Annotated in this window: 21 protein-coding genes; 13 read left to right on the forward strand and 8 right to left on the reverse strand. The window is 74.2% G+C overall.

Annotated elements, in window-relative coordinates:
- From VK611_02570 to VK611_02580, 3 genes are all read right to left on the reverse strand, one after another.
- Positions 1–1666 (reverse strand): hypothetical protein (locus tag VK611_02570; protein HMG40176.1); only part of this gene is annotated, 1666 nt, incomplete at its 3' end.
- Between the two features lie 84 nt (positions 1667–1750).
- Entirely contained in the window at positions 1751–2383 is a 633-nt protein-coding gene (locus VK611_02575) for a TetR/AcrR family transcriptional regulator (protein HMG40177.1), read from the reverse strand.
- A 25-nt stretch (positions 2384–2408) separates the two neighbouring features.
- On the reverse strand, positions 2409–3392 hold the full coding sequence (locus tag VK611_02580; protein HMG40178.1) for a DUF6687 family protein: 984 nt from the start codon (positions 3390–3392) through the stop codon (positions 2409–2411).
- Between the two features lie 31 nt (positions 3393–3423).
- On the opposite strand from VK611_02580, the gene VK611_02585 reads away from it, so the two are divergent.
- The 6 genes from VK611_02585 to glsA all read left to right on the forward strand — a co-directional run bounded on the left by VK611_02585 (position 3424) and on the right by glsA (position 13390).
- Positions 3424–5952, forward strand: a complete 2529-nt coding sequence (locus tag VK611_02585; protein HMG40179.1) for a DUF4118 domain-containing protein — start codon at positions 3424–3426, stop codon at positions 5950–5952.
- A 100-nt stretch (positions 5953–6052) separates the two neighbouring features.
- Positions 6053–6757, forward strand: a complete 705-nt coding sequence (locus VK611_02590; GenBank protein ID HMG40180.1) for a response regulator — start codon at positions 6053–6055, stop codon at positions 6755–6757.
- A 100-nt stretch (positions 6758–6857) separates the two neighbouring features.
- Complete coding sequence (locus VK611_02595) at positions 6858–8396, forward strand: leucyl aminopeptidase (protein ID HMG40181.1); 1539 nt, start codon at positions 6858–6860, stop codon at positions 8394–8396.
- A 1-nt stretch (position 8397) separates the two neighbouring features.
- Entirely contained in the window at positions 8398–10134 is a 1737-nt protein-coding gene (locus tag VK611_02600) for an AbgT family transporter (GenBank protein ID HMG40182.1), read from the forward strand.
- Positions 10135–10140: 6 nt separating this feature from the next.
- Entirely contained in the window at positions 10141–12393 is a 2253-nt protein-coding gene (locus VK611_02605; GenBank protein HMG40183.1) for a hypothetical protein, read from the forward strand.
- A 19-nt stretch (positions 12394–12412) separates the two neighbouring features.
- On the forward strand, positions 12413–13390 hold the full coding sequence (glsA, locus tag VK611_02610; GenBank protein HMG40184.1) for a glutaminase A: 978 nt from the start codon (positions 12413–12415) through the stop codon (positions 13388–13390).
- Here glsA and gmd read toward each other — a convergent pair.
- Complete coding sequence (gmd, locus tag VK611_02615; protein HMG40185.1) at positions 13359–14348, reverse strand: GDP-mannose 4,6-dehydratase; 990 nt, start codon at positions 14346–14348, stop codon at positions 13359–13361. The genes glsA and gmd overlap by 32 nt on opposite strands.
- Before the next feature lie 76 nt (positions 14349–14424).
- On the opposite strand from gmd, the gene VK611_02620 reads away from it, so the two are divergent.
- Positions 14425–14859 (forward strand): helix-turn-helix domain-containing protein, encoded by a 435-nt coding sequence (locus VK611_02620; protein HMG40186.1) that lies wholly within the window; start codon positions 14425–14427, stop codon positions 14857–14859.
- Positions 14860–14994: 135 nt separating this feature from the next.
- A complete protein-coding gene (locus tag VK611_02625; GenBank protein ID HMG40187.1) occupies positions 14995–16566 on the forward strand; it encodes a phospholipid carrier-dependent glycosyltransferase in 1572 nt (523 codons plus the stop codon).
- A 33-nt stretch (positions 16567–16599) separates the two neighbouring features.
- On the opposite strand, the gene VK611_02630 is transcribed toward VK611_02625, so the two are convergent.
- Entirely contained in the window at positions 16600–17892 is a 1293-nt protein-coding gene (locus VK611_02630; GenBank protein ID HMG40188.1) for a sigma-70 family RNA polymerase sigma factor, read from the reverse strand.
- A gap of 5 nt (positions 17893–17897) precedes the next feature.
- Positions 17898–18245 (reverse strand): YciI family protein, encoded by a 348-nt coding sequence (locus VK611_02635; protein ID HMG40189.1) that lies wholly within the window; start codon positions 18243–18245, stop codon positions 17898–17900.
- A gap of 99 nt (positions 18246–18344) precedes the next feature.
- Here VK611_02635 and VK611_02640 point away from each other — a divergent pair, with 99 nt between their 5' ends.
- Together VK611_02640 and VK611_02645 are read left to right on the forward strand one after the other, a co-directional pair.
- Positions 18345–19343, forward strand: a complete 999-nt coding sequence (locus VK611_02640; GenBank protein ID HMG40190.1) for a zinc-dependent alcohol dehydrogenase family protein — start codon at positions 18345–18347, stop codon at positions 19341–19343.
- 11 nt (positions 19344–19354) lie between these two features.
- Positions 19355–19861, forward strand: a complete 507-nt coding sequence (locus VK611_02645; GenBank protein HMG40191.1) for a hypothetical protein — start codon at positions 19355–19357, stop codon at positions 19859–19861.
- Here the strand turns inward: VK611_02645 and VK611_02650 are convergent.
- On the reverse strand, positions 19827–20777 hold the full coding sequence (locus VK611_02650) for a tetratricopeptide repeat protein (protein ID HMG40192.1): 951 nt from the start codon (positions 20775–20777) through the stop codon (positions 19827–19829). The genes VK611_02645 and VK611_02650 overlap by 35 nt on opposite strands.
- Position 20778: 1 nt before the next feature.
- Entirely contained in the window at positions 20779–22080 is a 1302-nt protein-coding gene (locus VK611_02655; protein HMG40193.1) for an ATP-binding protein, read from the reverse strand.
- Between the two features lie 52 nt (positions 22081–22132).
- Between VK611_02655 and VK611_02660 the strand changes: the two genes are divergently transcribed.
- The 3 genes from VK611_02660 to VK611_02670 all read left to right on the forward strand — a co-directional run.
- Positions 22133–22861, forward strand: coding sequence for a class I SAM-dependent methyltransferase (locus tag VK611_02660; GenBank protein ID HMG40194.1), 729 nt, complete (start codon positions 22133–22135; stop codon positions 22859–22861).
- 11 nt (positions 22862–22872) lie between these two features.
- On the forward strand, positions 22873–23544 hold the full coding sequence (locus VK611_02665; protein HMG40195.1) for an enoyl-CoA hydratase/isomerase family protein: 672 nt from the start codon (positions 22873–22875) through the stop codon (positions 23542–23544).
- 59 nt (positions 23545–23603) lie between these two features.
- Positions 23604–23798: helix-turn-helix domain-containing protein (locus tag VK611_02670; protein ID HMG40196.1), on the forward strand; the 195-nt coding region annotated here is incomplete at its 3' end.

Consider the following 23798-nt stretch of genomic DNA (forward strand, 5'->3'; position numbering starts at 1 on the left):
ACATGGCGGTGCGGCCCGACAGGTCCCACACGCCGAGCAGCGGGCGGCGGGCCACGTCCTCGGTCGGTATCCACGTCGCCACGGTGGGGTTGAGCAGGTAGTTCGTGGCGGCGAGCGCGAACGCCAGCGTCGTCACCGCCAGGAAGATCCCCTGCCACCGCAGCGACGGCAGCGCCACCAGCACCGCGACCAGCGCCGCGGCCGAACCGGCGGCCAGCAGGGCGAGCGTGAAGTCGAAGCGCCACTCCAGCGTCGTCACCGCGGCGACCGTGGCGCCGGTGGCGGCGAACGACATCTGGCCCAGCGTCACCTCGCCGGTCCACCCGGTGAGCACCACCACCGACAGCGCCACCAGGATCAACGCGATCAGCGTGGAACCCCGCAGCACGTCGCTCTCGCCCAGCACGAGGGGCAACGCTGCCGCGATCCCGACGACCGCCAGCACACCCGCGACCCGCAGCCCCCGGAGACCGACCCGGCGGCGCAGCTCGAACGGCAGGGCGCGGGGCTCGGCTGCCACCTGCCAGCTGGACGTGGTGTCGCGGTCGGAGCGCCGGGTCGACGAGCGCCGCACCAGCAGCCCCAGGATCACGACCCCGGCGAGCACGGCATCCGTCACGGTGAGGCCGTGGCCGCCCGCCGGCCCGGTCGCCTGGGTGAGGACGCCGATCGACACCGCGGCGAGCAGCATCGACGGCAGCGACACGAAGCCACCCAGCGTCATCGCGCCCAGCGCCGCCACCATCACCCGCAGCCCGACGCCGGCGGTGAGCTCCAACCCGAGGATGCCGGCCTGGAGGTAGGTGGCGACGAAGGCGAGCACCGACGCCACCACCCACACGCCGGCCTCGAGGCGGGGCACCGGGACGCCGAGCATGAGCGCCCGGTCGCCGCTGTCGGCCGCGGCCCGGACGGCGATGCCGACGTCGGTGGCGCGCAGGGCGGCGGTGACCACGGCGATGCACAGCAGCGACACCGCCACCGCCAGCAGCTCGGCGCTGCCGAAGACCGTGGAGCCGACGGTGACCGAGAGGTCGCCGGGCACGTCGAAGCCGGTGCGGCTGCCGCCGGTGGTGTCGACCAGCGCCACGTGGCCCCACAGGCGGGGGGTGAGCAGGCTGAGGATGGCGAACAGCTGGGCCAGGCCGATCGTCGCCACCGTGACGACGAGGCGGGGCGACGTGCGCAGCCGGCGGATGACGATGGCGTCGACGCCGATGCCGACCAGCACCGCGGTGACGAGGCCCACCCCCAGGCCGCCGGTCCAGCCGAGCGGCTCGGCGACCTGGAGGCCGGCGGCGCAGAGGGCCCCCGCGACGACCGCGACCAGGACCGCCGGCGCCGGCCGCAGGCGCAGCACCGTGAGCGCCCCGAGCAGGACCACCAGGCCCGCTCCCAGGGCCAGCGCCCCGGTCGCCACGAGGGTGGTCCCGCCGAACAGCACGATCCCGCCCGCCAGCGCCGCCGGGAAGGTCCCGATCGACGCCTGGGCCAGGTTCACCACCCGGTTGGCCCGGTACACCAGCGTCAGGCCGAGCACGACCATGGCGTTCAGCAGCCCGAGCACCACGCCCTGCAGGCTGACCTCCAGCGGCACCGGGAAGGCGACGAGCTGGAAGACCAGCACCGCGGCAGCCGGCCCGACGACGCCCGCGAGCGTTCGCATCGACGTTCTCACGCTCTCCCCCCGATCCCGCTTGACGTTGTCAAGTACGCCCATGGTGGCACAGGAGGTGCGTCGGCGCTGGCGTCAGCGCCGGCCGACGGTGGCGATCACGTCGCTCACGAACCGGGTCAGGCTGGCGGTCAGCGCCACCGGGGTGACCGGGAGGCCGAACTGGCCCAGCACCCCGTAGGTGGTGAGCTGCACGATGCCGTGGACGAGCGCCCAGGCGGCGAGGGCCAGCTCGTCGACGTTCCAGCCCTGGCCGAAGCCGTCGTCCTGGGCCGACTGCACGGCGTCCCGCAGGAGCGCGAACGTCGCCAGGCCGGCCCGCAGCAGCTCGGGGTCGTCGGGCCGCAGCAGCTCGGGGCGGAACATCACCTCGAAGTGGGCCCGGTGCGACGTGGCGAAGGTGACGTAGGCGACGCCGAGCGCCTGCAGCCGCTCCGCCGGCCCCTGCTCGCGGGCGGCCCGGAGCGCCTCGGTCAGCCGGCCTTCGAGGTCGCGGAAGCCCTCCACGGCGACGGCGGTGAAGAGGCCCGCCTTGTCGCCGAAGTGGTGGGCGGGCGCGGCGTGCGAGACCGCCGCTCGTCGGGTGATGGCCCGCAGCGACACCCCGGCCAGGCCGTCCTCCTCGATGGCGGCCACCGTGGCGTCGATCAGCGCCTGCCGCCCACCCCCGTCCGTCGCCCCCGTCGCCCGCGCCTCGCTCGTCGCCATCGGCACGGGACAGTACGTCAGCGGGTCAGGGGTTGGGCGTGAACGGGTCCCAGGCGGGTGGGGCGGTGCGGAGGTGGTCGGTGAGCAGGGCGACGAAGCGGTCGGCGGGGATCGAGCTCTCCTGGCCGTCGCCCAGGTGGAGCCGGTGCAGCAGCGACCCGACGGGCGTGGTGGCCCAGGTGGCGTCGCCGGTCTCCTCGTCCTGGAGGCGGGCGGCCAGCGGAGCGAGGTCCCGCCGCAACCGGAGCGGCCGGCTGCGGAGCTGCACCCAGCCCTCGTAGCGCTCCTCCACGTCGTAGCGGCGGCCCCGGAGCCGGGCGACGACCAGGCGCTCCGTCCGGTGGTTCACCGCCATCGGGTGGAGGCCGGTGATCCACTCGCCACTGAAGCGGTGGCCGCCCGCCTCGGGGGCGTCCTCGGCGACGGTCACCACCGCCAGGTCGACGTCGGGTCGCTCCTCCAGCTGGGCCTGGCCCTTGGCGAAGGCGGCGTCGCTGGCGTCGAGGGTGGCGTCCTCGTCGCCCCACACGTCGCGGTGGAGCTCGACGTGGTCGCACAGCTCGGGCAGCCGGCCGAGGACGTCGTCGTAGAGCACCCCGGTGCTCTCGCTGTAGTCGGCGGGGAGGCCGTCGCCGCCGGCCAGCGCGGCGAGGACCATCGACACCCGGGCCGCACCCCGGTCCCGTGACACGGCGAAGTCGCCCGCCGAGGCGACGCCCTCCAGGAAGGCCCGCCGACGCAAGGCGTCCTCGGGGGCGACCAGGGCGTAGATCGACACCAGCCCGTCCTGGTCGAAGTGGTTGTTCGACACCACGTCGACCCCGGCGGGCACCAGGTCGGGCCGCTCCAGCAGCCGGAAGGCCATCTGCGCCGACAGGTCGGCCTCGATGCCGGCCGGCGGCGGGTAGCCCGGCCAGTGGGTGACCGTGAGCGCCGTGCCCTCGGTGGGCGACCCGTCGACCACCACGTGGGGCCGACCGTCGAGGCGGTGGTAGGGGACGAACCGCATGGTCGCCCACGGTAGGCGGCAGCATGTGGGCGTGAGCGAGACACGGCAGGCCGAGCGTGCGACCCGACGGGGGTCGCTGCGCATCTACCTGGGCGCGGCGCCGGGTGTCGGCAAGACCTACGCCATGCTCAACGAGGGCCGCCGCCGGGCGGAGCGGGGGACCGACGTGGTCGTCGGCTTCGTGGAGGCCCACGGCCGGGCCCAGACCGTGGCCCAGCTCGGCGACCTGGAGGTCCTGCTCCGCCGGACCCTCACCTACAAGGGCGCCACCTTCGAGGAGATGGACGTCGACGCCGTGCTGGCCCGGCGCCCCGAGGTCGCCCTGGTCGACGAGCTGGCCCACACCAACGTCCCGGGCTCCCGCAACGAGAAGCGCTGGCAGGACGTCGAGGACCTGCTGGCGGCGGGCATCGAGGTGATCTCGACGGTGAACGTGCAGCACCTCACGTCGCTCAACGACGTGGTGGAGCGCATCACCGGCGTGCCCCAGCGGGAGACCGTCCCCGACGAGATCGTGCGGTCTGCCGAGCAGATCGAGCTGGTCGACATGACGCCCGAGGCCCTGCGCCGCCGCATGGCCCACGGCAACATCTACGCCGCCGAGAAGGTCGACGCCGCCCTCACCAACTACTTCCGGCCCGGGAACCTGGCCGCGTTGCGGGAGCTGGCGCTCCTGTGGGTGGCCGACCGGGTGGACGACGGCCTCGAGCACTACCGGGAGCGCCACGGGATCACCGAGCCGTGGGAGACCCGGGAGCGGGTGGTGGTCGCCGTGACCGGGGCGGCGGGCACCGAGGCGCTGATGCGGCGGGCGGCCCGCATCGCCCAGCGGGCCCACGGCGAGCTGCTCGGCGTGCACGTCCGCAGCGACGACGGGCTCGTCGGCGCCGGCGACGTGGTGGAGTCCCACCGCAAGCTGGTCGAGGAGCTGGGCGGCACCCACCACGAGGTCGCCGGCAACGACATCGCCGCCGCGCTGGTCGACTTCGCCCGGGCCGAGAACGCCACCCAGCTGGTGCTCGGCTCCAGCCGGCGCTCCCGCTGGGCCGAGCTGACGCGGGGGTCGGTGATCAACCGGGTGGTGCGGCTGTCCGGGCCGATCGACGTCCACGTGATCTCCCACCTCGCGCCCGAGGGCGACCTGCCGGCGACCGGGGGCCGCACCCGCCCGGAGCTGCTGGCGCCCCGGCTCCGGCTGTTCGGCTGGCTGCTGGCGACCGTCGGCGTGGGGCTCGTCACCCTGGGGCTGGCCAACCTGCGCGACAACGTCGGCCTGCCCGGCGTGCTCCTCCTCTACCTGCTGCTCGTGGTGACGACCGCCACGGTGGGCGGGTGGCCTCCGGCGCTGGCCGCGGCGGTGGTGGGCTTCCTGTGCGCCAACTGGTTCTTCACGCCGCCCTTCCACACGTGGACCATCGCCGAGGCCGAGAACCTGCTGGCGCTGGTGGTGTTCCTGGCGGTGGCGGTGATCGTGAGCCGCCTGGTGGTGACCGCCGCCCGCCGGGCCGCCGAGGCCACCCGGGCCACCGCCGAGGCCGCGACGCTGGCCAGCCTGGCCGGCACGGTCGCCGAGGACGACCCGCTGCCGGTGCTGGTCGACAACCTGCGCCGCGTCTTCGGGTTCGCCAGCGCGGCCCTGCTGCGGCGGGCGCCCGGCGAGGGCTGGGTGGTCGAGGCGTCCTCCGGCGACGGCGCGCCGCACACACCCGACGCGGCCGACGAGACCCGGCCGCTGGGCCAGGACCTGGTGCTGGCGATGTCGGGCGCCCGCCGGCTCGCGGCCGAGGACCGCCGGGTGCTCAACGCCTTCGCGCTCCAGCTCGGGGCGGCAGTCGAGCGCCGCCGCCTCCACGCCCAGGCCGCCCGGGCCGCCGCCCTGGCCGAGGCCGACGAGCTGCGGACCGCCCTGCTCCAGGCGGTCTCCCACGACCTCCGCACCCCGCTGGCCGGCATCAAGGCGTCGGCCAGCAGCCTGCGCCAACCGGACGTCGACTGGTCGCCGGAGGACGTCCGCGAGTTCCTCCGCACCATCGAGGACGAGACGGACCGGCTCACCGACCTGGTCGCCAACCTCCTCGACATGAGCCGCATCCAGGCCGGCGTGGCCACACCGCGGCTGCGGGAGGTGGGCCTCGACGAGGTCGTGCCGGCGGCGCTGGCCGGGCTGGGCGAACGGGCCCGGGGCGTGCTGGTCGACGTCCCCGAGACGCTGCCGCCGGTGCGCAGCGACCCGGCGATGCTGGAACGGGTCGTCGCCAACCTGATCGACAACGCCCTCGGCCACGGCGGTGACCGGGCTCCGGTGCGGGTGGAGGCCGGCGCGGTCGGCGGTCACATCCTGCTGCGGGTGGTCGACAGAGGCCGCGGCATCCCGGAGTCCCAGCGGGAGCAGGTCTTCGAGCCCTTCCAGCGTCTCGGCGACACGGGCAGCGGCTCGGGCGTCGGCCTCGGGCTCGCCGTGGCGCGAGGCTTCACCTGGGCGATGGGCGGCGATCTGACCATCGAGGACACCCCCGGAGGTGGCACCACGATGGTGATCGAGCTGGACGCCGCCCGATGAGCGAGCATCCGTCCGTAGCGAGGCTTGCCGAGCGAGGCCCGGCGAAGAGCGAGCGTGGCCCGAGCGGCCCGGTGCCGGCAGGCGCCAGGAGCGGGAAGCAATGAGCGACGGCGGGGGCGAGGGCCGGGTGCTGGTCGTCGACGACGAGGCGCCCATCCGGCGCGCCCTGGCCACCAACCTGCGGGCGCGGGGCTACGAGGTGAACCTGGCGGCGACGGGCGAGGAGGCGCTGCAGCTGGCGGCCCGGCACCGCCCCGACGTCGTGATCCTCGACCTGGGGCTGCCGGGCATCTCCGGGGTCGAGGTGATCGACGGGCTGCGGGGCTGGACCGCGGTGCCGATCATCGTGCTGTCCGCCCGCGGCGCCGAGCACGACAAGGTGGCGGCGCTCGACGCCGGCGCCGACGACTACGTCACCAAGCCCTTCGGCATGGACGAGCTGCTGGCCCGCCTGCGTGCCGCGCTCCGCCGCCAGGTGCCCGCCGTCGAGGCCGCCGTCGTCACCACGCCGGACTTCGTGGTCGACCTGGCCGCCAAGCGGGTCACCGGCGGCGACCCCGCCCACGAGGTGCGGCTCACCCCGACCGAGTGGGGCCTGGTCGAGGCCCTGGTGCGCAACGCCGGGAAGCTCGTCGGCCAGAAGCAGCTGCTGCAGGAGGTCTGGGGCCCGCAGTACGGCGACGAGACCAACTACCTGCGGGTCCACATGGCGCACATCCGCCGCAAGCTGGAGCCCGACCCGTCGCAGCCCCGCTACTTCGTCACCGAGCCCGGCATGGGCTACCGCTTCCAGAACGGCTCCTGACCGTCCCTGACGACGGAGGGGATCACCCCGATGGGGTGACGTCCGGGGGTGGGGGTGGGCGTAGACGTTGAGCGTGGCCACCATCGAGGGGGACCGGACGATGTCGACCGAGCTCGTGAGCACCGCGTTCACGCCCACGCCGTCGTTGGACGGGACGCACGTTGCCGTCGGGGTCGCCCCGGTGGCCCCCGACACGGTGACGGCGCTCGGCGTCCCCGTCGGAGCGGACAGCGACGTGCCCGCCGGCCTGGGCATGGATCGGGCGCGGCTGGCGGCGTCCGGCTTCGACGCCAAGGTGGGAGCGACGCTGGTGGTGCCCACACCGACGGACCCGACGCTGGTGGCGGTCGGGATCGGGGACGGCACGACGCTCGACCCGGCGGCCCTCCGGGATGCCGCGGCGGCGTTCGCCCGGGCGGCGTCGTCGCACGGGAGCCTGGCGTTCTCGCTGGCCGGCACCGAGGCGGTCACCACCGAGGTGGCCGCGCAGGTCGTCGCCGAGGGCGTGCTGCTGGCCCGCTACGGCTACGACCCGCTGCGCAGCAAGCCCAAGGCCACCCCCGTGACCGGGCTGACCCTGCTGGTCGACGGCGACGGCGATGCGTCCACCGCCGCCGCCAGGGGAGCCGAGCGGGGACGGCTGCTGGCCGGGGTCACGCAGCTGGCCCGCGACCTGGCCAACACCCCCCACAACCACCTGAGCGCCAGCCGGCTCGCCGACGTGGCCATGGCGCTGGGGGCCGACGCCGCCCGGGGCCTCCAGGTGGAGGTCTTCGACAAGGACGCCCTGGTGGAGCTGGGCTGCGGCGGCCTCCTGGGCGTCAACGCCGGCAGCGCCGAGCCGCCCCGCATGGTCAAGCTCCGCTACGCCCCGTCCACCGGGGAGCCCACCGCCCACCTCACGCTGGTCGGCAAGGGGATCATGTACGACTCGGGCGGGCTGGCGCTCAAGCCGGGCGACGAGGTCCACGCCCAGATGAAGAACGACATGTCGGGCGCCGCCGCGATCCTGGCGGCGATGTCGGCGCTGGGCGCGCTCGGGTGCACCACGGCGGTCACCGGCTACCTGATGTGCACCGACAACATGCCGTCGGGCACGGCGCTGGCGCTGGGCGACGTGGTCACGATGCGGGGCGGCACGACCGTCGAGGTGATCAACACCGACGCCGAGGGTCGTCTCGTGATGGCCGACGCCCTGGTGCTGGCCACCGAGGAGCCCACCGACGCCATCGTCGACATCGCCACCCTCACCGGGGCGTGCATGCGGGCGCTCGGCACCCAGGTGGCGGGGGTGATGGGCAACGACGCGACGCTGGTCGACCAGGTCCGCGCCGCGGCCGACGCCACCGACGAGCCCGTGTGGGAGCTCCCGCTGGAGCGGCGCTACCGCAAGGAGCTCGACTCGACGGTGGCCGACCTGAAGAACCTCGGTGGTGCCAACGCCGGCGCGATCACGGCGGGGCTGTTCCTGGCCGAGTTCGTCGGCGGTCTGCCGTGGGCGCACGTCGACATCGCCGGCACCGCCCAGAGCACCGGCGACGCCGGCTGGCAGACGGCCGGGTGCTCCGGCTTCGGCGCCCGCCTGCTGACCCAGCTGGCGACGGACTTCGTCGGGCCCAAGGCCACGCCGAGGTCCTGACATGTCCGACACCACCGACACCTCGGACACCGACCCCGCCGGCGGCGCCGCCCCCTCCGAGGGGCGCGGCGGCCTCCAGAAGCTGCTCGACCGCATCGAGACGCTCGGCAACAAGGTGCCGCACCCGGCGATCATCTTCCTCGGGCTGTGCGTGCTGGTCGTCGTGCTGTCGGCCGTGCTGGCCGCCTTCGACGTCGGCGTCACCTACGACGTGGTCGAGCCGCCGCCGATCGAGGCGCACGAGGAGTACGTCGGCGGCTCCGTGCAGCCGGAGACCGTCGCCAACCCGGACGCCTACCTCGACGAGGACGTGGAGGTCCACCAGGAGACCACCGAGATCGAGAGCCTCCTGTCGAAGGACGGGATCGGCTTCATCTTCTCGTCGTTCGTCGACAACTTCGCCGGCTTCAGCGTGGTGGCCGTGGTCTTCGTCGCCATGATCGGCGTCGGGGTCGCCGAGGAGGCGGGGATGATGGCGGCGCTGATCCGCAAGCTGGTGGCCACCGCGCCGCCGGCGACGCTGACCTTCATCATCGTGTTCGTCGGCGGCCTGTCGAGCGTCGCCACCGACGCCGGCTACCTGATCCTCATACCGTTGGCCGCGGCCGCGTTCCTCAGCGTCGGCCGCCACCCGTTGGCCGGCCTCGCCGCGGCGTACGCGGGCGTGAGCGCCGGCTTCGCGGTGAACGTGCTGCTCACCCCGCTCGACGGCCTGCTCACCGAGGTCACCAACGAGGCCATCGCCCTGGCCGACCCGAGCATGTCGATCGACCTGACCGCCAACCTCTGGTTCGCGATCGCGTCGACGGTCTTCGTGGCGCTGATCATCACGGTCATCGCCCAGCGGATCACCGAGCCGGCGCTCGGCCGCTACGTGCCCGCCGCCGTGGGGGGCGGCGACGCCGAGGGAGCCGGTGGAGCCGGTGGAGCCGACCCCGAGGCGGCCGGCGCCGGGGAGGACGAGGAGGAGGTGCCCGTGGGCGAGGGTCGGGGCCTGCGCTTCGCCACCTGGGGCCTGCTCGCGACGGTCGCCGTGGTGACGCTGCTGACCGTCCTGCCCGACGCGCCGCTGCGCAACCCCGACACCGGGTCGATCTTCAACAACTCGCCGTTGATGGACAGCCTCATCTTCATCATCACGCTGCTGTTCCTGGTGGCCGGCATCTGCTTCGGCATCGGCGCCAAGACGATCGGCAGCAGCGTCGACGTGATCAACGCCATCACCAAGACGTTCGCGGGGCTCTCCGGCCTGGTGTTCCTCCTGCTGCTGATCAGCCAGTTCATCGCCTACTTCAACTTCAGCCACATGCCGACGGTGGCGGCCGTGAAGATGGCCGACTTCCTCGAGGCCCGCGACGTCGGGGCCCTGTGGCTGCTGATGGGCTTCATCATCGCCATCGTCATCCTCGACGTGATCATCCCCGGATCGCTGCCCAAGTGGGCGATCTTCGCCCCGATCTTCGTGCCGCTGTTCATCCGCCTCGACGTGGCGCCCCAGACGGTGCTCGCCGCCTACCGCCTGGGCGACTCGCCGGCCAACGTCGTCACCCCGCTGATGGTGTACCTGCCGTTCATCGTGCTGGTCGCCCAGCGCTACAAGCCCGACGCCGGCATCGGCACGATCATCTCGCTGATGATCCCGTACACGGTGATCGTCCTGGTCGCCTGGATGGCCTTCTTCGTGGTCTGGTACCTGATCGGGATCCCGATGGGCCCCGGCTACCCCGCCCACCTGTAGGCCCCGATGGCCCGGGTCGGGGGAGGACGGCGGTGGCCGCTGGTGGCGCTGGCCGCGGTGTTCGTGGTCGGGTACCTGCTGACCGCCTCGGTGGTGCTGGTGCGAGGCCGGCTGCTCGACGCCGACCTCTACACCGGAGCGCTCGCCCGCAACGACGCCTACGAGCGGGTCTACACCGAGGTGCTCGCCGACCCCGAGCTGGCGGAGCTGGCCGACGGCCTGCTGGGCGGCCTGCAGCGCGACCGGCTGGACCTGTCGCAGGCCCGGGAGCTGAGCACCGCCGCGCTGCGCTGGACCGTGCCGCCCTCGACGCTGCACCGCGGCACCGAGACGTTCGTGGCGGCCGTCCTCGGCTACGTGCGGGGCGACACCGCCCGTCTCGACGGCGACGTCGACGTCACCGACGTGCTGGCCCGGATCGACGAGGCGGCGGTGACGCAGGTCCGCTCGCTCCTCGCGACCGCCGCGGACGAGCAGGTGCTCGCCGACCTGGCCGGCTACCGGGCGGCGGTCGCGGCGTTCGCGCAGGAGCTGGCGGCGGGCCGGGTGCCGGCCACGGTGCCGGTGCTGTCCGACGCCGCCGCGGCGGTCGACCCGGCCCAGGTGGTCGACGCCATCCTCGACGGGCTGGGCGGGAACGTCGATCCGCGGGTGCGCGAGCAGGTCGTCGCCGCCGTGGCCGCCGGCGGCGAGCGCGACGGCCTCGTCACCGCCGCCGGAGGCCACGTCGACCGGATCGCCGACACCGCGAGCGACCGCCTCTCGTCGGCGCTGGAGGGGCGCCGCGACCTGGACGTGGTCACGGAGATCGCCGACCGGGCGGGGCGGAAGAAGGCCGCGGTCGTCGACCGGCTCGACACCGTGCGGGACGCGGCCGGGTGGTTCGGGCCCGCGACGGCCGTGGTCGGCGTCGTGCTGATGGTCGCGGCGGCGGGCGGCATCGCCTGGCTCGGCCGCGACCGTCCCCGGCGGGCCGGCTTCGCCCTGGCCGGCGCGGCCGTCGCCGCCGGGCTCGCCATGCTGGTGATCTGGGTGATCGTGACCGGCATGGTGGCGTCGCCCCTGGAGGCCGCCACCACCACAGGGCCGGGCACGTGGAACCTGCCCGGCGGCCTCCGTTCCCTGCTCGGCGACGTCTCGGCGACGGTGGCCGACGAGCTGGCCGGCACCGCCCGCCGGCTGGTGGTCGTGCCGGTCGCCGCCGGCGCGCTCGCCGCCGCCGGGCTCGTCGTGGCAGCCCGTCTCGCGGCCGCCCGCCGGCTCGCGGTCGGTCGACGAGCCGCGTTCGCCGGTGCCGTCGCCGTCGGGGTCGTGGTGGTGGCCGGGGTGGCCGGCGGCCTGATCGCGGCGGCCGGCCCGGCCGCGGCGTACGACCCCGTCCGGCTCTGCAACGGCCATGTCGAGCTGTGCGACCGGCGCTACGACGAGGTGGTCTACGCCGCCACGCACAACTCGATGTCGAGCCCCGACGTGGTGGTCGTGTGGCCCGAGCACGACGGCGACATCCGGGCCCAGCTCGACGCCGGTGTCCGGGCCCTGCTGATCGACACCCACCACTGGACCGCGCTGGTGTCCGCCGAGCAGCTCGCCAACACCGAGCCCGCCGTGCCCACCGCCCTGGCCGAGCAGATCTACGGCCGGCTCGGGCCGCTCCGCGAGGCCCGCGACGGTGCCTTCCTGTGCCACAACCAGTGCGCCCTCGGCGCGATCCCGCTGCTGGACTCGCTGGCGGCGATCCGCGACTTCCTGGCGGACAACCCCGACGAGGTGGTCACACTCATCGTCCAGGACGCCATCACGCCCGAGGAGACCGCGGCGGCGTTCACGGCGGCCGGCCTCGACCGCTACCTGCACACCCATGAGCCGGGCAGCGACTGGGCCACGTTGGGCGAGCTGGTCGAACGGGACGAGCGCCTCGTGGTGTTCGCCGAGGACGAGGGGCCGCCGCCCGCCTGGTACCAGAACGCGTACGACGGGTTGATCCAGGAGACGCCCTACCGGTTCGCACGGCCCGAGGACTTCTCGTGTGCGCCCAACCGCGGCACCGACGACGCCGGCCTGTTCCTCATGAACCACTGGGTGGAGCGGGTCGCCCCGGACCGGGTGGACGCGACGAACGTCAACACCCACGACTTCCTCGTCGACCGGGCCCGGCAGTGCGAGCGCGAGCGTGGCCTGCTCCCCAACTACCTGGCCGTGAACTTCTACAGCATCGGTGACCTGATGGCGGCCGTCGACACCCTCAACGCCGTGGGCTGACGTGCCGCCGGACGACCCGATGCCCACCCCGACCACGGTGTCCACCGGGCACCTCCCGCCCGGCGAGCGGGTGCAGGCCCTGCTCGACGAGGCCCACGCCCGCTACCGGCACCTCGGCGACGGCGTCGTCGCCGACTACATCCCCGCCCTCGCCGGCGCCTCGCCCGACCTCTTCGGCATCTGCGTCGCCGACGTCGACGGCCACGTCTTCACCGCCGGTGACGCCGACCACGAGCTCTCCATCCAGAGCGTGTCGAAGCCCTTCGTGTTCGCCCTGGTCTGCCAGGCCATCGGCCCCGACGCCGCCCGCGAGCGGCTCGGGGTCAACAGCACCGGGCAGCCGTTCGACTCGGTGATCGCCATCGAGCTGAACGCCGACCGCACCGCGAACCCCATGGTCAACGCGGGCGCCATCGCCACCACCAGCCTGGTGCCCGGCATGACCGACGGCGAGCGCTGGGAGCACATCGTCGACGGGCTCTCGGCGTTCGCCGGCCGGCGCCTCACCCTCGACGACGACGTGTACGCCTCGGAGGCGGCCACCAACCGGCGCAACCGCGGCATCGCCCACCTGCTCGACGGCTACGGACGGCTCTACGGCGACCCCGACGCCGCCACCGACCTCTACACCCGGCAGTGCTCGCTCCGGGTCACCGCCCGCGACCTGGCCGTCATGGGCGCCACCTTGGCCGACGGCGGCGTCAACCCGGTCACCGGACGACGGGTGATCGACGCGGCGCTGTGCCCCCACGTCCTCGCCGTGCTCGCCACCGCCGGCCTCTACGAGCACTCCGGCGAGTGGCTCTACGACGTCGGGCTCCCCGGCAAGAGCGGGGTCAGCGGCGGCATCGTCACCACGTCGCCCGGCAAGGGCGGCCTCGGCACGTTCTCCCCGCCCCTCGATCCCGCCGGCAACAGTGTCCGCGGTCAGGCCACCACCCGGTTCCTGTCCCGGGCCCTGGGCCTCAACCTGTTCGCATCGGTGCCGGCGACGTGAGCACGGCGAGGTCGGCGTCGACCATCTCGCACACCAGGTCCTCGAAGCTGGTGGTCGGGTGCCAGTCGAGGGTCTTGGCGGCGAGCGTGGGGTCGCCTATGAGCAGGTCGACCTCGGCGGGGCGGTAGAAGCGCTCGTCCTGCACCACGTGGTCCTCCCAGGCGAGCCCGACGTGCCCGAACGCCACCTCGCACAGCTCCCGGATCGAGTGGGTCTCGCCGCTGGCCACCACGAAGTCGCCCGGACCGTCGAGCTGGAGCATCCGCCACATCGCGTCGACGTAGTCGGCGGCGCTGCCCCAGTCGCGCCGCGAGTCGAGGTTGCCGAGCCGCAGCTCGTGTTCGAGCCCCAGCTTGATGCGGGCGACGCCGTCGCTCACCTTGCGCTCCACGAACTCCAGCCCCCGCCGCGGCGACCCGTGGTTGAAGAGGATCCCCGACGTGGCGAACATGTCGTAGCTCTCGCGGTAGTTGACGGTGATCCAGTGGGCGTACGCCTTGGCGACGCCGTAGGGGGAGCGGGGGTGGAAGGGCGTGCTCTCCCGCTGGGGGACCTCCACGACCTTGCCGAACATCTCCGAGGAGCTGGCCTGGTAGAAGCGGATGTCGGGGTCGACGTGGCGGATCGCCTCCAGCAGCCGCACCGTGCCCAGGGCGGTGACGTCGCCCGTGAGCACCGGCTGCGAGAAGCTGGTCATGACGAAGCTCTGCGCGGCCAGGTTGTACACCTCGGTGGGCCGGTGCTCGGCGACGAGCGACACCAGCGACCCCTGGTCGAGCAGGTCGCCCGGCACCAGCGAGAGGCGCTCCTGGATGTGGGCGATCCGCTCGAAGTTGACCGTCGAGCTGCGCCGGACCACCCCGATCACCTCGTACCCCTTGTCGAGCAGGAGCTCCGCCAGGTAGGAGCCGTCCTGGCCGGTGATACCGGTGATGAGCGCACGCTGCGGTCGAGCCATGCTCCGGTTGTACCCGTCGCCGGGCGACCTGTCTGCTAAGCCACTTGGCATCAGCACGGAATCGTTCGGACGTCGGGTGGCCAAGCTGCGTGCCGAGCTGGGGTGGACGCAGGCGCAGCTGGCCGAGCGGATCGGTCTGTCGCGGGTGGGGTTGTCGCACGTCGAGGCCAGCCTGTCGGTGCCGAGCGAGCGCACGGTCACCCTGCTGGCCGGCGTCTTCGGCCGGGAGCCCTACGAGCTGGCCGACGGCACCGACTACCCCCGGGCCAAGGCGGAGCGCCTCCCGCTCGTGACGGCCCGCTACACCGAGGTCGACCACCAGCTGGCGGTCCTCGCGGCCGTCCTCGCCACCGTCGACCGCCTCCCCCCGTCGCCCACCCGCGACCACCTCGTCCGGGCCCTCCGCGCCGAGTGGCACCCCCGCCTGAGCCACCTCGCCACCTCGACCCACGACCCCGACGAGCGACGCCGGGCCCGCGCGGCCCTCCAGTCCCTGGCCGAGAGCGGGTAGTTGCCTGCTCCGACCGGCGGGCGTCCGTCCACACGGTGGGGGTAGGGTCCGGCGTTGCGCACAGGGAATCGACGGGGAGGTGCCCCCGTGCGGCGGGCGTGGAAAGGTCTCGGGGAACCCCTTCTCGTGGCGGGCGTGGCCGCGGTGTTGCGGCTGCAGACGGCCGCCGCCTCGTTCGAGACCGCGGACGAGCGCATCTGGACGGGCCGGTCGTCGGCCTTCGGGGATGCGATCGCGTCGGGGCACTTCGGAGCGGCGTCGGCGTCACCCAACGGCGCCGCCGCGACGATGCCGGGCATCACCACGATGTGGCTGGGCACGCTGGCCCGGGGCGTGTGGCGGCTGGGCGGGTCGCTGGGCCTGTGGTCGCGGCACGACGCCGAGGCCTACGGCGGTGCGACCGACTTCGCCCACACCCGCAGCGGCCTGAACGTCGCCCAGGTCGGCATGGCCCTGGTGACGGCGGCGCTGCTGGGCCTCCTCGTCTACCTGCTGGCCGTGTGGGTCGGCCGCACGGCTGCGCTGGTGGCCGGGATGCTGATGGCGACCGAGCCGTTCCTGGTCGCCCACGGTGCGGTGCTGCACACCGACGAGCTGATGAGCCTGACCGCGGTCGGGGCGCTGGTGGCCGCCGCGCTGGTGCTCGGCCTACCCCGGCCGGGGCCGTGGACGGGCCGGCGGGGCGCGGCCGTCCTGGTGGGGGTGCTGTACGCCGCGGCCCTGCTCACCAAGCTGACGGCGCTGTTCCTGCTGCCCCCGCTGGTGCTGCTCACCGCTTGGGCTGCGCTCGACCGCGAGCGTCGGGCCTGGCTGCCCCGAGCCGCCGCCACGGCGCTGGGGGCCGCGGCGGTCACGGTGCTCGTCACCTACCCGGCGCTGTGGGCGGACCCGGTGTCGGAGCTGCGGGCCCTGCGGACGTCGGCCGGCATCGGCGAGGTCGGCCACTCCCAGTTCTTCCTGGGCGAGGCCACCGAGACGCCGGGCCTGCGGTTCTACCTGGTGGCGCTCCCGTTCCGGGTGACGCCGTGGCTGCTACTGGGCACCGTGGCCGGGGTCGTCGCCCTGGTGGCGTGCCGCCGCCTGCGGGGACTGGGCGCGGCCCTGCTGGCGATGGCGGCCCCACCGTTGGTGCTGCTGAGCCTGGCGTCGAAGCAGATCGACCGCTACGGCCTCCCGCTGCTGCTCCTCGCCGCCGTCGCGGTGGGCGCGGGGGTGGCGGCGCTGGTCGAACGCCTCGACCTCCGGCGCCTGGGGTCGAGGGCGGCCTGGGCCTTGCCCGCAGCCGGGTTGCTCCTGGTCGTCAACAGCCTGGTGGTGGGGCCGTGGGGCATCGCCTACTTCGACCCGCTGCTGGGCGGCTCGTCGGCGGCCGTCGACCGGGTGCTGGTGGGCTGGGGCGAGGGCTACGAGAGCGCCGGAGCCCTGGTGGCCCGGCTGGAGGACGGCCGCTGCGACGGCGTGGTCGTGTCCGGCGTCAAGTCCGGGGCGTTCTACCGCTGCGGGAGCCGCCCCGGCGGCGGCAAGCCGGTCGACTACGTCGTCGTCTACGTGAACGCCCGCCAGCGCGACGGTGAGCTCGTGCGCGAGAAGATCCACGACCGTCCGCTCGTCGCCCGCCACCGCATCCGCGGCATCTCCTACCTGGAGATCTACGGCCGGAGGGGCGCGCCCGAGCCCGCCGAGGTGCTCACGTCGAGCGAGGAGTAGCGGTCGCGCACCGACCGCGTCACGTCTCGCCTCCTACAGCGCAGCCAGGCGGCGCTCGAGCTCGGCCCGCTCGACGGTGTTGGTGGTCAGCTCGATGGCCTGCCGGTACGCGGCCGCGGCGCCGGCGGTGTCGCCGGAGCGGCGGAGCAGCTCGGCCCGCGCCGCGTGGAGGGGCTGGTAGTCGGCGAGTGCCTTGTCGTCGAGCAGGGGAGCGAGCAGGGCCAACCCGGCGTCGGGCCCCTCGGCGAACCCCACGGCGACGGCCCGGTTCAGCTCCACCACCGGCGACGGCGACACCCGGGCCAGCGCGCCGTACAGGGCGGCGATCTGTGCCCAGTCGGTGTCCTCGGAGCGGGGCGCCTGCACGTGGAGGGCGGCGATCGCGGCCTGGAGCTGGTAGGGACCGGGGCTCCGCAGGGTCAGCGCCCGGTCGAGGGTGCGGAGGCCCTCGCGCACCCGCCCGGCGTCCCAGCGGGAGCGGTCCTGCCGGTCGAGGGCCACGTAGTCGCCCCGCTCGTCGACCCGGGCCAGGCGCCGGGCGTCGACCAGCAGCATCAGCGCCAGCAGGCCAAGCACCTCGGCGTCGTCGGGCATCAGCTCGGCCAGCAGCCGACCCAGCCGGATCGCCTCGCTGCACAGCTCGCCCCGCACCAGCCGGTCGCCCTCGGCCGCCCCGTAGCCCTCGTTGAAGATCAGGTAGACCACCGACAGGACGCCGCCGAGCCGATCGGGCAGCTCGTCGTCGGGCGGGACCCGGTAGGGGATGTGGGCGTCGGCGATCTTGCGCTTGGCCCGCACCAGCCGCTGGGCCATCGTGGGCTCGCTCACCAGGTACGCCCGGGCGATCTCGCCGGTGGTGAGGCCACCGAGGGTCTTCAGCGTGAGTGCCACCCGGGCCGGCAGGGCCAGGGCGGGGTGGCAGCAGGTGAAGATCAGCCGCAGCCGGTCGTCGGTGACGGTCGGTGCGTCGACGTCGACCTCGGCACCGGCGTCGCCCTCGGGCCGGTGCTCCTGGGCGTCGAGCCGGGCCAGCTCGGCGAGGCGGCTGACCCGGTCGGCGGTCGAGCGCTCGCGCCGCAGCCGGTCGATGGCCTTCCGGCGGGCGGTGGTGGTGATCCAGGCCTTGGAGCTGTCGGGGACGCCGTCGCGCGGCCACGTGGCGACCGCCGCGGCGAAGGCGTCCTGCACGGCGTCCTCGGCGAGCTGGAAGTCACCGACCTGGCGGATCAGCGTCGCCAGCACCTTCGCCCGCTCCTCCCGGAAGGCCCGTTCGACGGCGGCGGCCGTCCACTCCGTCCCCGGCCGCCGACCGTCGTCTGCGGGCACCGGCGTCAGGCGCCCCAGGCCGGGCGCACCTCGACGCTGCCGTACTCCGCGCTCGGGATGCCGGCGGCGTACTTCAGCGCGGTGTCCAGGTCGGCGACCTCGATCAGGAAGTAGCCGGCCAGCACCTCCTTGGTCTCGGCGAAGGGACCGTCGGTGATCTGGGTCTCGCCGTCGCGCACCCGCACGGTGGTCGCCGCCTCGACGCCCTGGAGCCCGGTGTTCGACAGCAGCACGCCGGCGTCGCTCAGGCTCTTGTGGTACGCCGTCCACTTCTCGTGCTCGGTGGCCATCTGGTCGGGGTCCGGGGTGTATTCGCCGCCGGAGTGGTACATCAGCAGCATGTACTGGGGCATCGTCTCGTCTCCTCGGTTGTGGTTACGTCCTAGAGGACGCAGCTCGGTGCCCGCTTTCGACACACCTCATCGGGAAATGTACGAGCTGTGAAGGCATGGGTGATCGACCGGCCGGGCCCGATGGACACTCGTCCCCTGCGGCTGGTCGACCGGGACCGGCCGGAGCCGGGACCAGGGGAGATCCGGCTGCGGGTGACGGCCTGCGGGGTGTGCCGCACCGACCTGCACCTCGCCGAGGGCGACCTGCCGCCCCAGCATCCCCAGGTGGTGCCCGGCCACGAGGTGGTCGGCCACGTCGACGCCGTCGGCCCGGGTGTCGAGCGGTTCACGGTCGGCCAGCGGGCGGGGATCGCCTGGCTGCGGCACACGTGCGGCCGCTGCCGCTGGTGCCGGCAGGGGCGGGAGAACCTGTGCGTCGACCCGGCGTTCACCGGTTGGGACGCCGACGGCGGCTACGCCGAGGCCGCGGTCGTCGACGAGGCCTACGCCTACGCCCTGCCGGAGGACGGCCTCGACGCCTACGACGACCGGCACGTCGCCCCGCTGCTGTGCGCCGGGATCATCGGCTACCGGGCGCTGAAGCGGGCCGACCTGCCGCCCGGCGGGCGCCTGGGCCTCTACGGGTTCGGGGCGTCGGCGCACCTCGCCGCCCAGATCGCCCTGGCCCAGGGGGCGACCGTCCACGTGCTGACCAGGTCGGAGGCCGCTCAGCGCCTGGCCCTCGACCTGGGCGCCCACTCCGCCGGGGCGGCCGACGACCCGCCGCCGGAGCCCCTCGACGCCGCGATCCTGTTCGCCCCCGCCGGCGGCCTGGTGCCGGTCGCCCTGGCCGGGCTCGACCGCGGCGGCACCCTGGCGATCGCCGGCATCCACCTGAGCCAGGTCCCGCCGCTCGACTACGCCGAGCACCTCTTCCTCGAGCGCCAGGTGCGCAGCGTCACCGCCAACACCCGGGCCGACGGCGAGGAGCTGCTGGCCCTGGCCTCCCGCCTGCACCTCACGGTCGCCACCACGCCCTACCCCCTCGACGCCGCCGACCGGGCCCTCGCCGACCTCGCCGCCGACCGTGTGAACGGCGCCGCGGTCCTGGAGATGTGAGGCTGAGCCGCATGGCAGACGAGGACGACGAGCGCCCCCTGGCGGTGGTCGACATCGACGGGGTGGTGGCCGACGTGCGGCACCGGTTGCGTCACATCGAGCGGCGGCCGAAGGACTGGGGCGCCTTCTTCGCCGCCGCCGTCGACGACCCGCCCCACCTGGAGGGCGTCAACCTGGTCCACCGGCTGGCAAAGGACCACGAGGTGGTGTTCCTCACCGGGCGGCCCAGCCGGCTCCGGGCCGACACCGCGGCCTGGCTGGAGCAGCACGGGCTGGGCGGTCACCGGCTCGTGATGCGCCCCGAGGGCGACCGGCGGCCGGCGGCGCTGGTGAAGCTGCGCCAGCTGCGGGATGCGGCAGGACCCCGGCCGATCGGCGTGGTGGTCGACGACGACCCCGTGGTGGTCGCCGCCATGGAGGACGCCGGCTACCTCGTCCTCCACGCCGACTGGGAGACCCGCAGCGACGAGGACGAGACCACCCTCATCGCCGCCCAGGAGGTCGAGGGCGAAACCTAGAGCCGCCCGCCCGCAGCTCGCGGTCGCGGGCCAACGCACGGCGGGCCTCGTCGGACATGGACCGGCGGGCCTGCCAGCCGGGCCACACGAAGCGGTAGAGCCCCAGGCCGACCAGCGTGACCCCGATCAGGACGGCCATCACGACCCCGCCGCCCATCCCGCCCGACGCCAGCGCCAGGCGGATCACGATGAACAGCCCGATGCCGCTCACCGGCCCGGCCGCCCGCAGGCTGCGCAGCATCTTCATCGACGAGTCGCTGCGGGGGTTGAGCTTGCCGGCCTGCAGGTAGTGGTCGGCGGCGGTGCGGGTGTCGCCCCGCAGCTGGGCCGCCAGCCCCAGCACCTGGTGGCCGACGGGGTGGTCGGGCTCCACCGACAGCGCCTGCTGGGCCCACGCCGCGGCGGCGGTCCCGTTGCCGCTGGCCAGGCTGGCCTTGCCGTGCACCAGGTAGCCGCCGGCGCTGGCCGGCTCCAGCCGCACGGCCTCGGCGGCGTGCTGCTCGGCCTCGCCGATGAGGCCGGACCGGCGGCGGGTCTTCAGTCGGATCCGTTGCGCCTGCTTGATGCAGGCCTCGGCCCGCATGATGTGCGACTCGGGGTCGTGGGGGTCGAGCGTGAGGGCGTGGGCCAGCTGGTCGGCGGCCTCGCCGTGCCGGCCCAGCTTGTAGGTCACCCAGCCCAGGGTCCGGTGGGCGCGGGCGTCGCCGGGCCGCATCTGCACCGCCTGCCGGGCCACGGGCAGCGCCTCGGGGGCGTGGCCCGACTCGCACAGGGCGACCGCCAGCAGGAGGATCAGGCCGGGGTCGTCGGGCGTCGACGCCAGGCCGTCGCGGGCGGCGGCCGCGGCCTCGGGGTAGCGGCCGAGCTTCACCAGTGCCCGGGCGCGCTCGCGGGCCGCGTCGGCCGGCCCGGCCACGTCAGCGCCTCCGACGCTTCAGGTAGGTGAGCAGCTCGTCGTAGGCGCCGCTCTCGTTGCCGTAGACGGCGAAGTTGCGGGCGGTGTCGAGCCACGGTTCGACGCTCGGCCGCACGTGCCGGACGGCGTCGTCGAGGTCGGCCTGGCGGATCGGGCGCACCACGCCCGCATCCAGCGACGCCGCCATGGCCCGCTCGGTGGCGTGGTCGCAGACCAGGGCCAGGTCGGCGCCGGACAGGCCCTCGGTGGCCCGCACCAGTCGCCCGAGGTCGAGCGCGTCGGTCGGCTTGCCCCGCAGGTGGAGGCGCAGGATCGCCTCCCGGGCGGGCGGGTCGGGCGGCAGCACCAGCAGCATCCGGTCGAAGCGCCCGGGGCGGAGCAGCGCCGGGTCGACGTCCCAGGGGTGGTTGGTGGCGGCCAGCACGAAGAGGCCGTCGTTGTCGGTGCCGGCGCCGTCGAGCTCGGACAGGAACTGGTTGACGACGCCCCGCATCGCCCCGCCGCCGCCCCGCAGCTGGGTGCGCTTCTGGCCGATGGCGTCGATCTCGTCGAAGAACAGCACGCAGGGCCGGTTGCGGCGGGCGGTGTCGAAGATGGCGTGGAGGTTGCGCTCGCTGCTGCCGATCCACATGTCGAGCACGTCGCTCAGCCCGACCTCGTAGAAGCTGGCGCCCAGCTCGCCGGCGAGGGCCCGGGCGACGAACGTCTTCCCGCAGCCGGGCGGCCCCCACAGCAGCAGGCCACCCCGGAGCGACTTGCCGAACTGGGCCCGCAGCTCGGGGTTGCGCAGCGGGGCGAGGAACGACAGCTCCAGGCGCCGCTTCACGTCCTCCATGCCGCCGACGTCGGCCAGCCGCACGCCGGGGGTGGTCAGCTGGCCGATGTCGATCTCGGTGAGGGCGTCGCTGTCCTCCCAACGGTCGAGCAGCTCGTCGGCCGTGTCGGGAACCGCTCCGTCGCTGCTCACGGGCAGTGGCACCGGTGGCGTCGTCGGCGGCTCCGGCAACGGCGGTGGCTCGAAAGTCGACGGGTGGCGGGGATCGACGCTCGGCCCGGGCGGCGGCGGGTCGGCTGGCGGCGTGGCGCCGGGCAGGCCGAGGGCGGCGGATGCGGCGCCGGCCAGGCGTTCGGCCCCGGGGTGGCCGGGCTCCTGCTGGAGGACCCTGGCGGCGTGGGCGAGCGACTCCGCGTGCCGCCCGGCCTCGGCGAGCAACGCAGCGAGGTGGCACCGCAGGACGACGTTCGTCTCGTCAGCGGCGAGGGCGGCCTCTATGGCCGCGATCACGGCCGGATCACCCACCACGCCCTCAAGCTAACCCAGGCGCGTTGCCTGCATCCCGCGGCAGGCTGGGTAGATGACCGGATCCGAGCTCGTGGACTACCAGAAGGTGGCCCGGCTCTACAGCCAGGGCCGCGCCCTGCCCGACGACGTCCTCGCCCGCTGGGGCGCCGCGGTGCGCCCGCACCTCCCGGCCGGCCCGCTGCGGGTGGCCGACGTGGGCGCCGGCACCGGGATCTTCGCCCGGGCGTGGTCGTCCTGGGGCGCCGAGACCGTGGTGGCGGTGGAGGTGTCGGAGGCGATGGCCGCCGAGGGCCGGGCGGCGACGCCGTACGCGCTGGGGCAGGCGGAGGCGCTGCCGCTGGCGGCCGCGAGCATCGACGTCGTGTGGATGTCGGCCACCTTCCACCACTTCGCCGACCAGGCCGCAGCCGTCGCCGAGATCGACCGGGTGCTCCGGCCCGGCGGCGTTGTGCTGGTTCGCTCGCTACTCGCCGACCGGACGGCCGAAAACTGGTTCAGGGTCTTCCCCGGCTACGAGAAGGCGCTGGTCCGGGCCCTGCGGCAGGACGCCCTCGCCGAGCTGTTCGGACACCGGGGCTTCGAGGTGCGCCACGTCGAGGACGTGCCGGACGTCGAGACGACGAACGGCGAGGCAGCCGACTGGGTGGAGCGGATGCGCCACGCCGACTCGCTGCTCACCGCTCTCACGGACGACGAGGTGGCGGCGGGCGTCCGGACGCTGCGGGCCGCGCCCGGCGAGCGGGCGACCCTGGACATCAGCCTCGTCGTCCTCGGCCGGTAGCTTCCGTCGGCATGGGAGACATCGACATCGACATCGAGGTCGTCGACGGCGTGCACGTGGTGCGGATGCAGGCCGGCGAGAACCGGCTCAACGGGCAGTTCGTGGAGGCGCTCGACGAGGCGACGGCGTCGGTCGAGGCGGCCGCCGCCCCACTGGTGCTCACCGGGGAGGGCAAGTTCTTCAGCAACGGCCTCGACCTCGACTGGCTGAGCGGCAACTCCGCCGGCGCCGAGGTCATGTTCCCCCGCCTGTACGGGATCTTCGCCCGGCTGCTGACGTTCCCGGCGCCGACGGTGACGGCGGTCAACGGCCACGCCTTCGGGGCCGGTGCCATCCTGGCTGCGGCGGCGGACCACCGGGTGATGCGCGAGGACCGGGGCTACTTCTGCTTCCCCGAGGTCGACCTGGGGATGGTCATGTCGCCGGAGTTCGACGCCGTGCTGCGCGCCCGCTACCCCCGGCGGACGCACCTGGAGGCGTTGGCGACCGGCGAGCGCTACGGCGGCCCGGGGGCGGTGCGCGCCGGCCTGGTCGACCACGCCGTGCCCGAGGGTGACCTGCTGGCCACGGCGATCACGGCCGCGTCCGCCCACGCCGGCAAGGACGGCTCCCACGTCCGGGCCCTGAAGGCCCAGATCCACGCCCCGGAGCTGGCCGTTCTGTCTTCGCTCAGTCGGCCATGACCGACTCAGCGAAGACAGAACGTCATTACCCCAGTGGATCGAAGGCGCGCATCGAGACGGTGTCGAGCGAGTTGCTCGCCCGGCGCGGGTACAACGGCATGGGCCTCAAGGCGGTGAGCGAGGCCGCCGGGCTGCCGTACGGGTCGATCTACCACCACTTTCCCGGGGGTAAGGAGGAGATCGCGGCGTCGGCGATCGGCAGCGTCGGCACCGTGGTCGGCGGGCTGCTGGAGACCCTGTTCGCGAGCCGCCCG

It is taken from the genome of Acidimicrobiales bacterium, from assembly GCA_035316325.1.
Lineage (GTDB): Bacteria > Actinomycetota > Acidimicrobiia > Acidimicrobiales > VFJN01 > DASXTK01.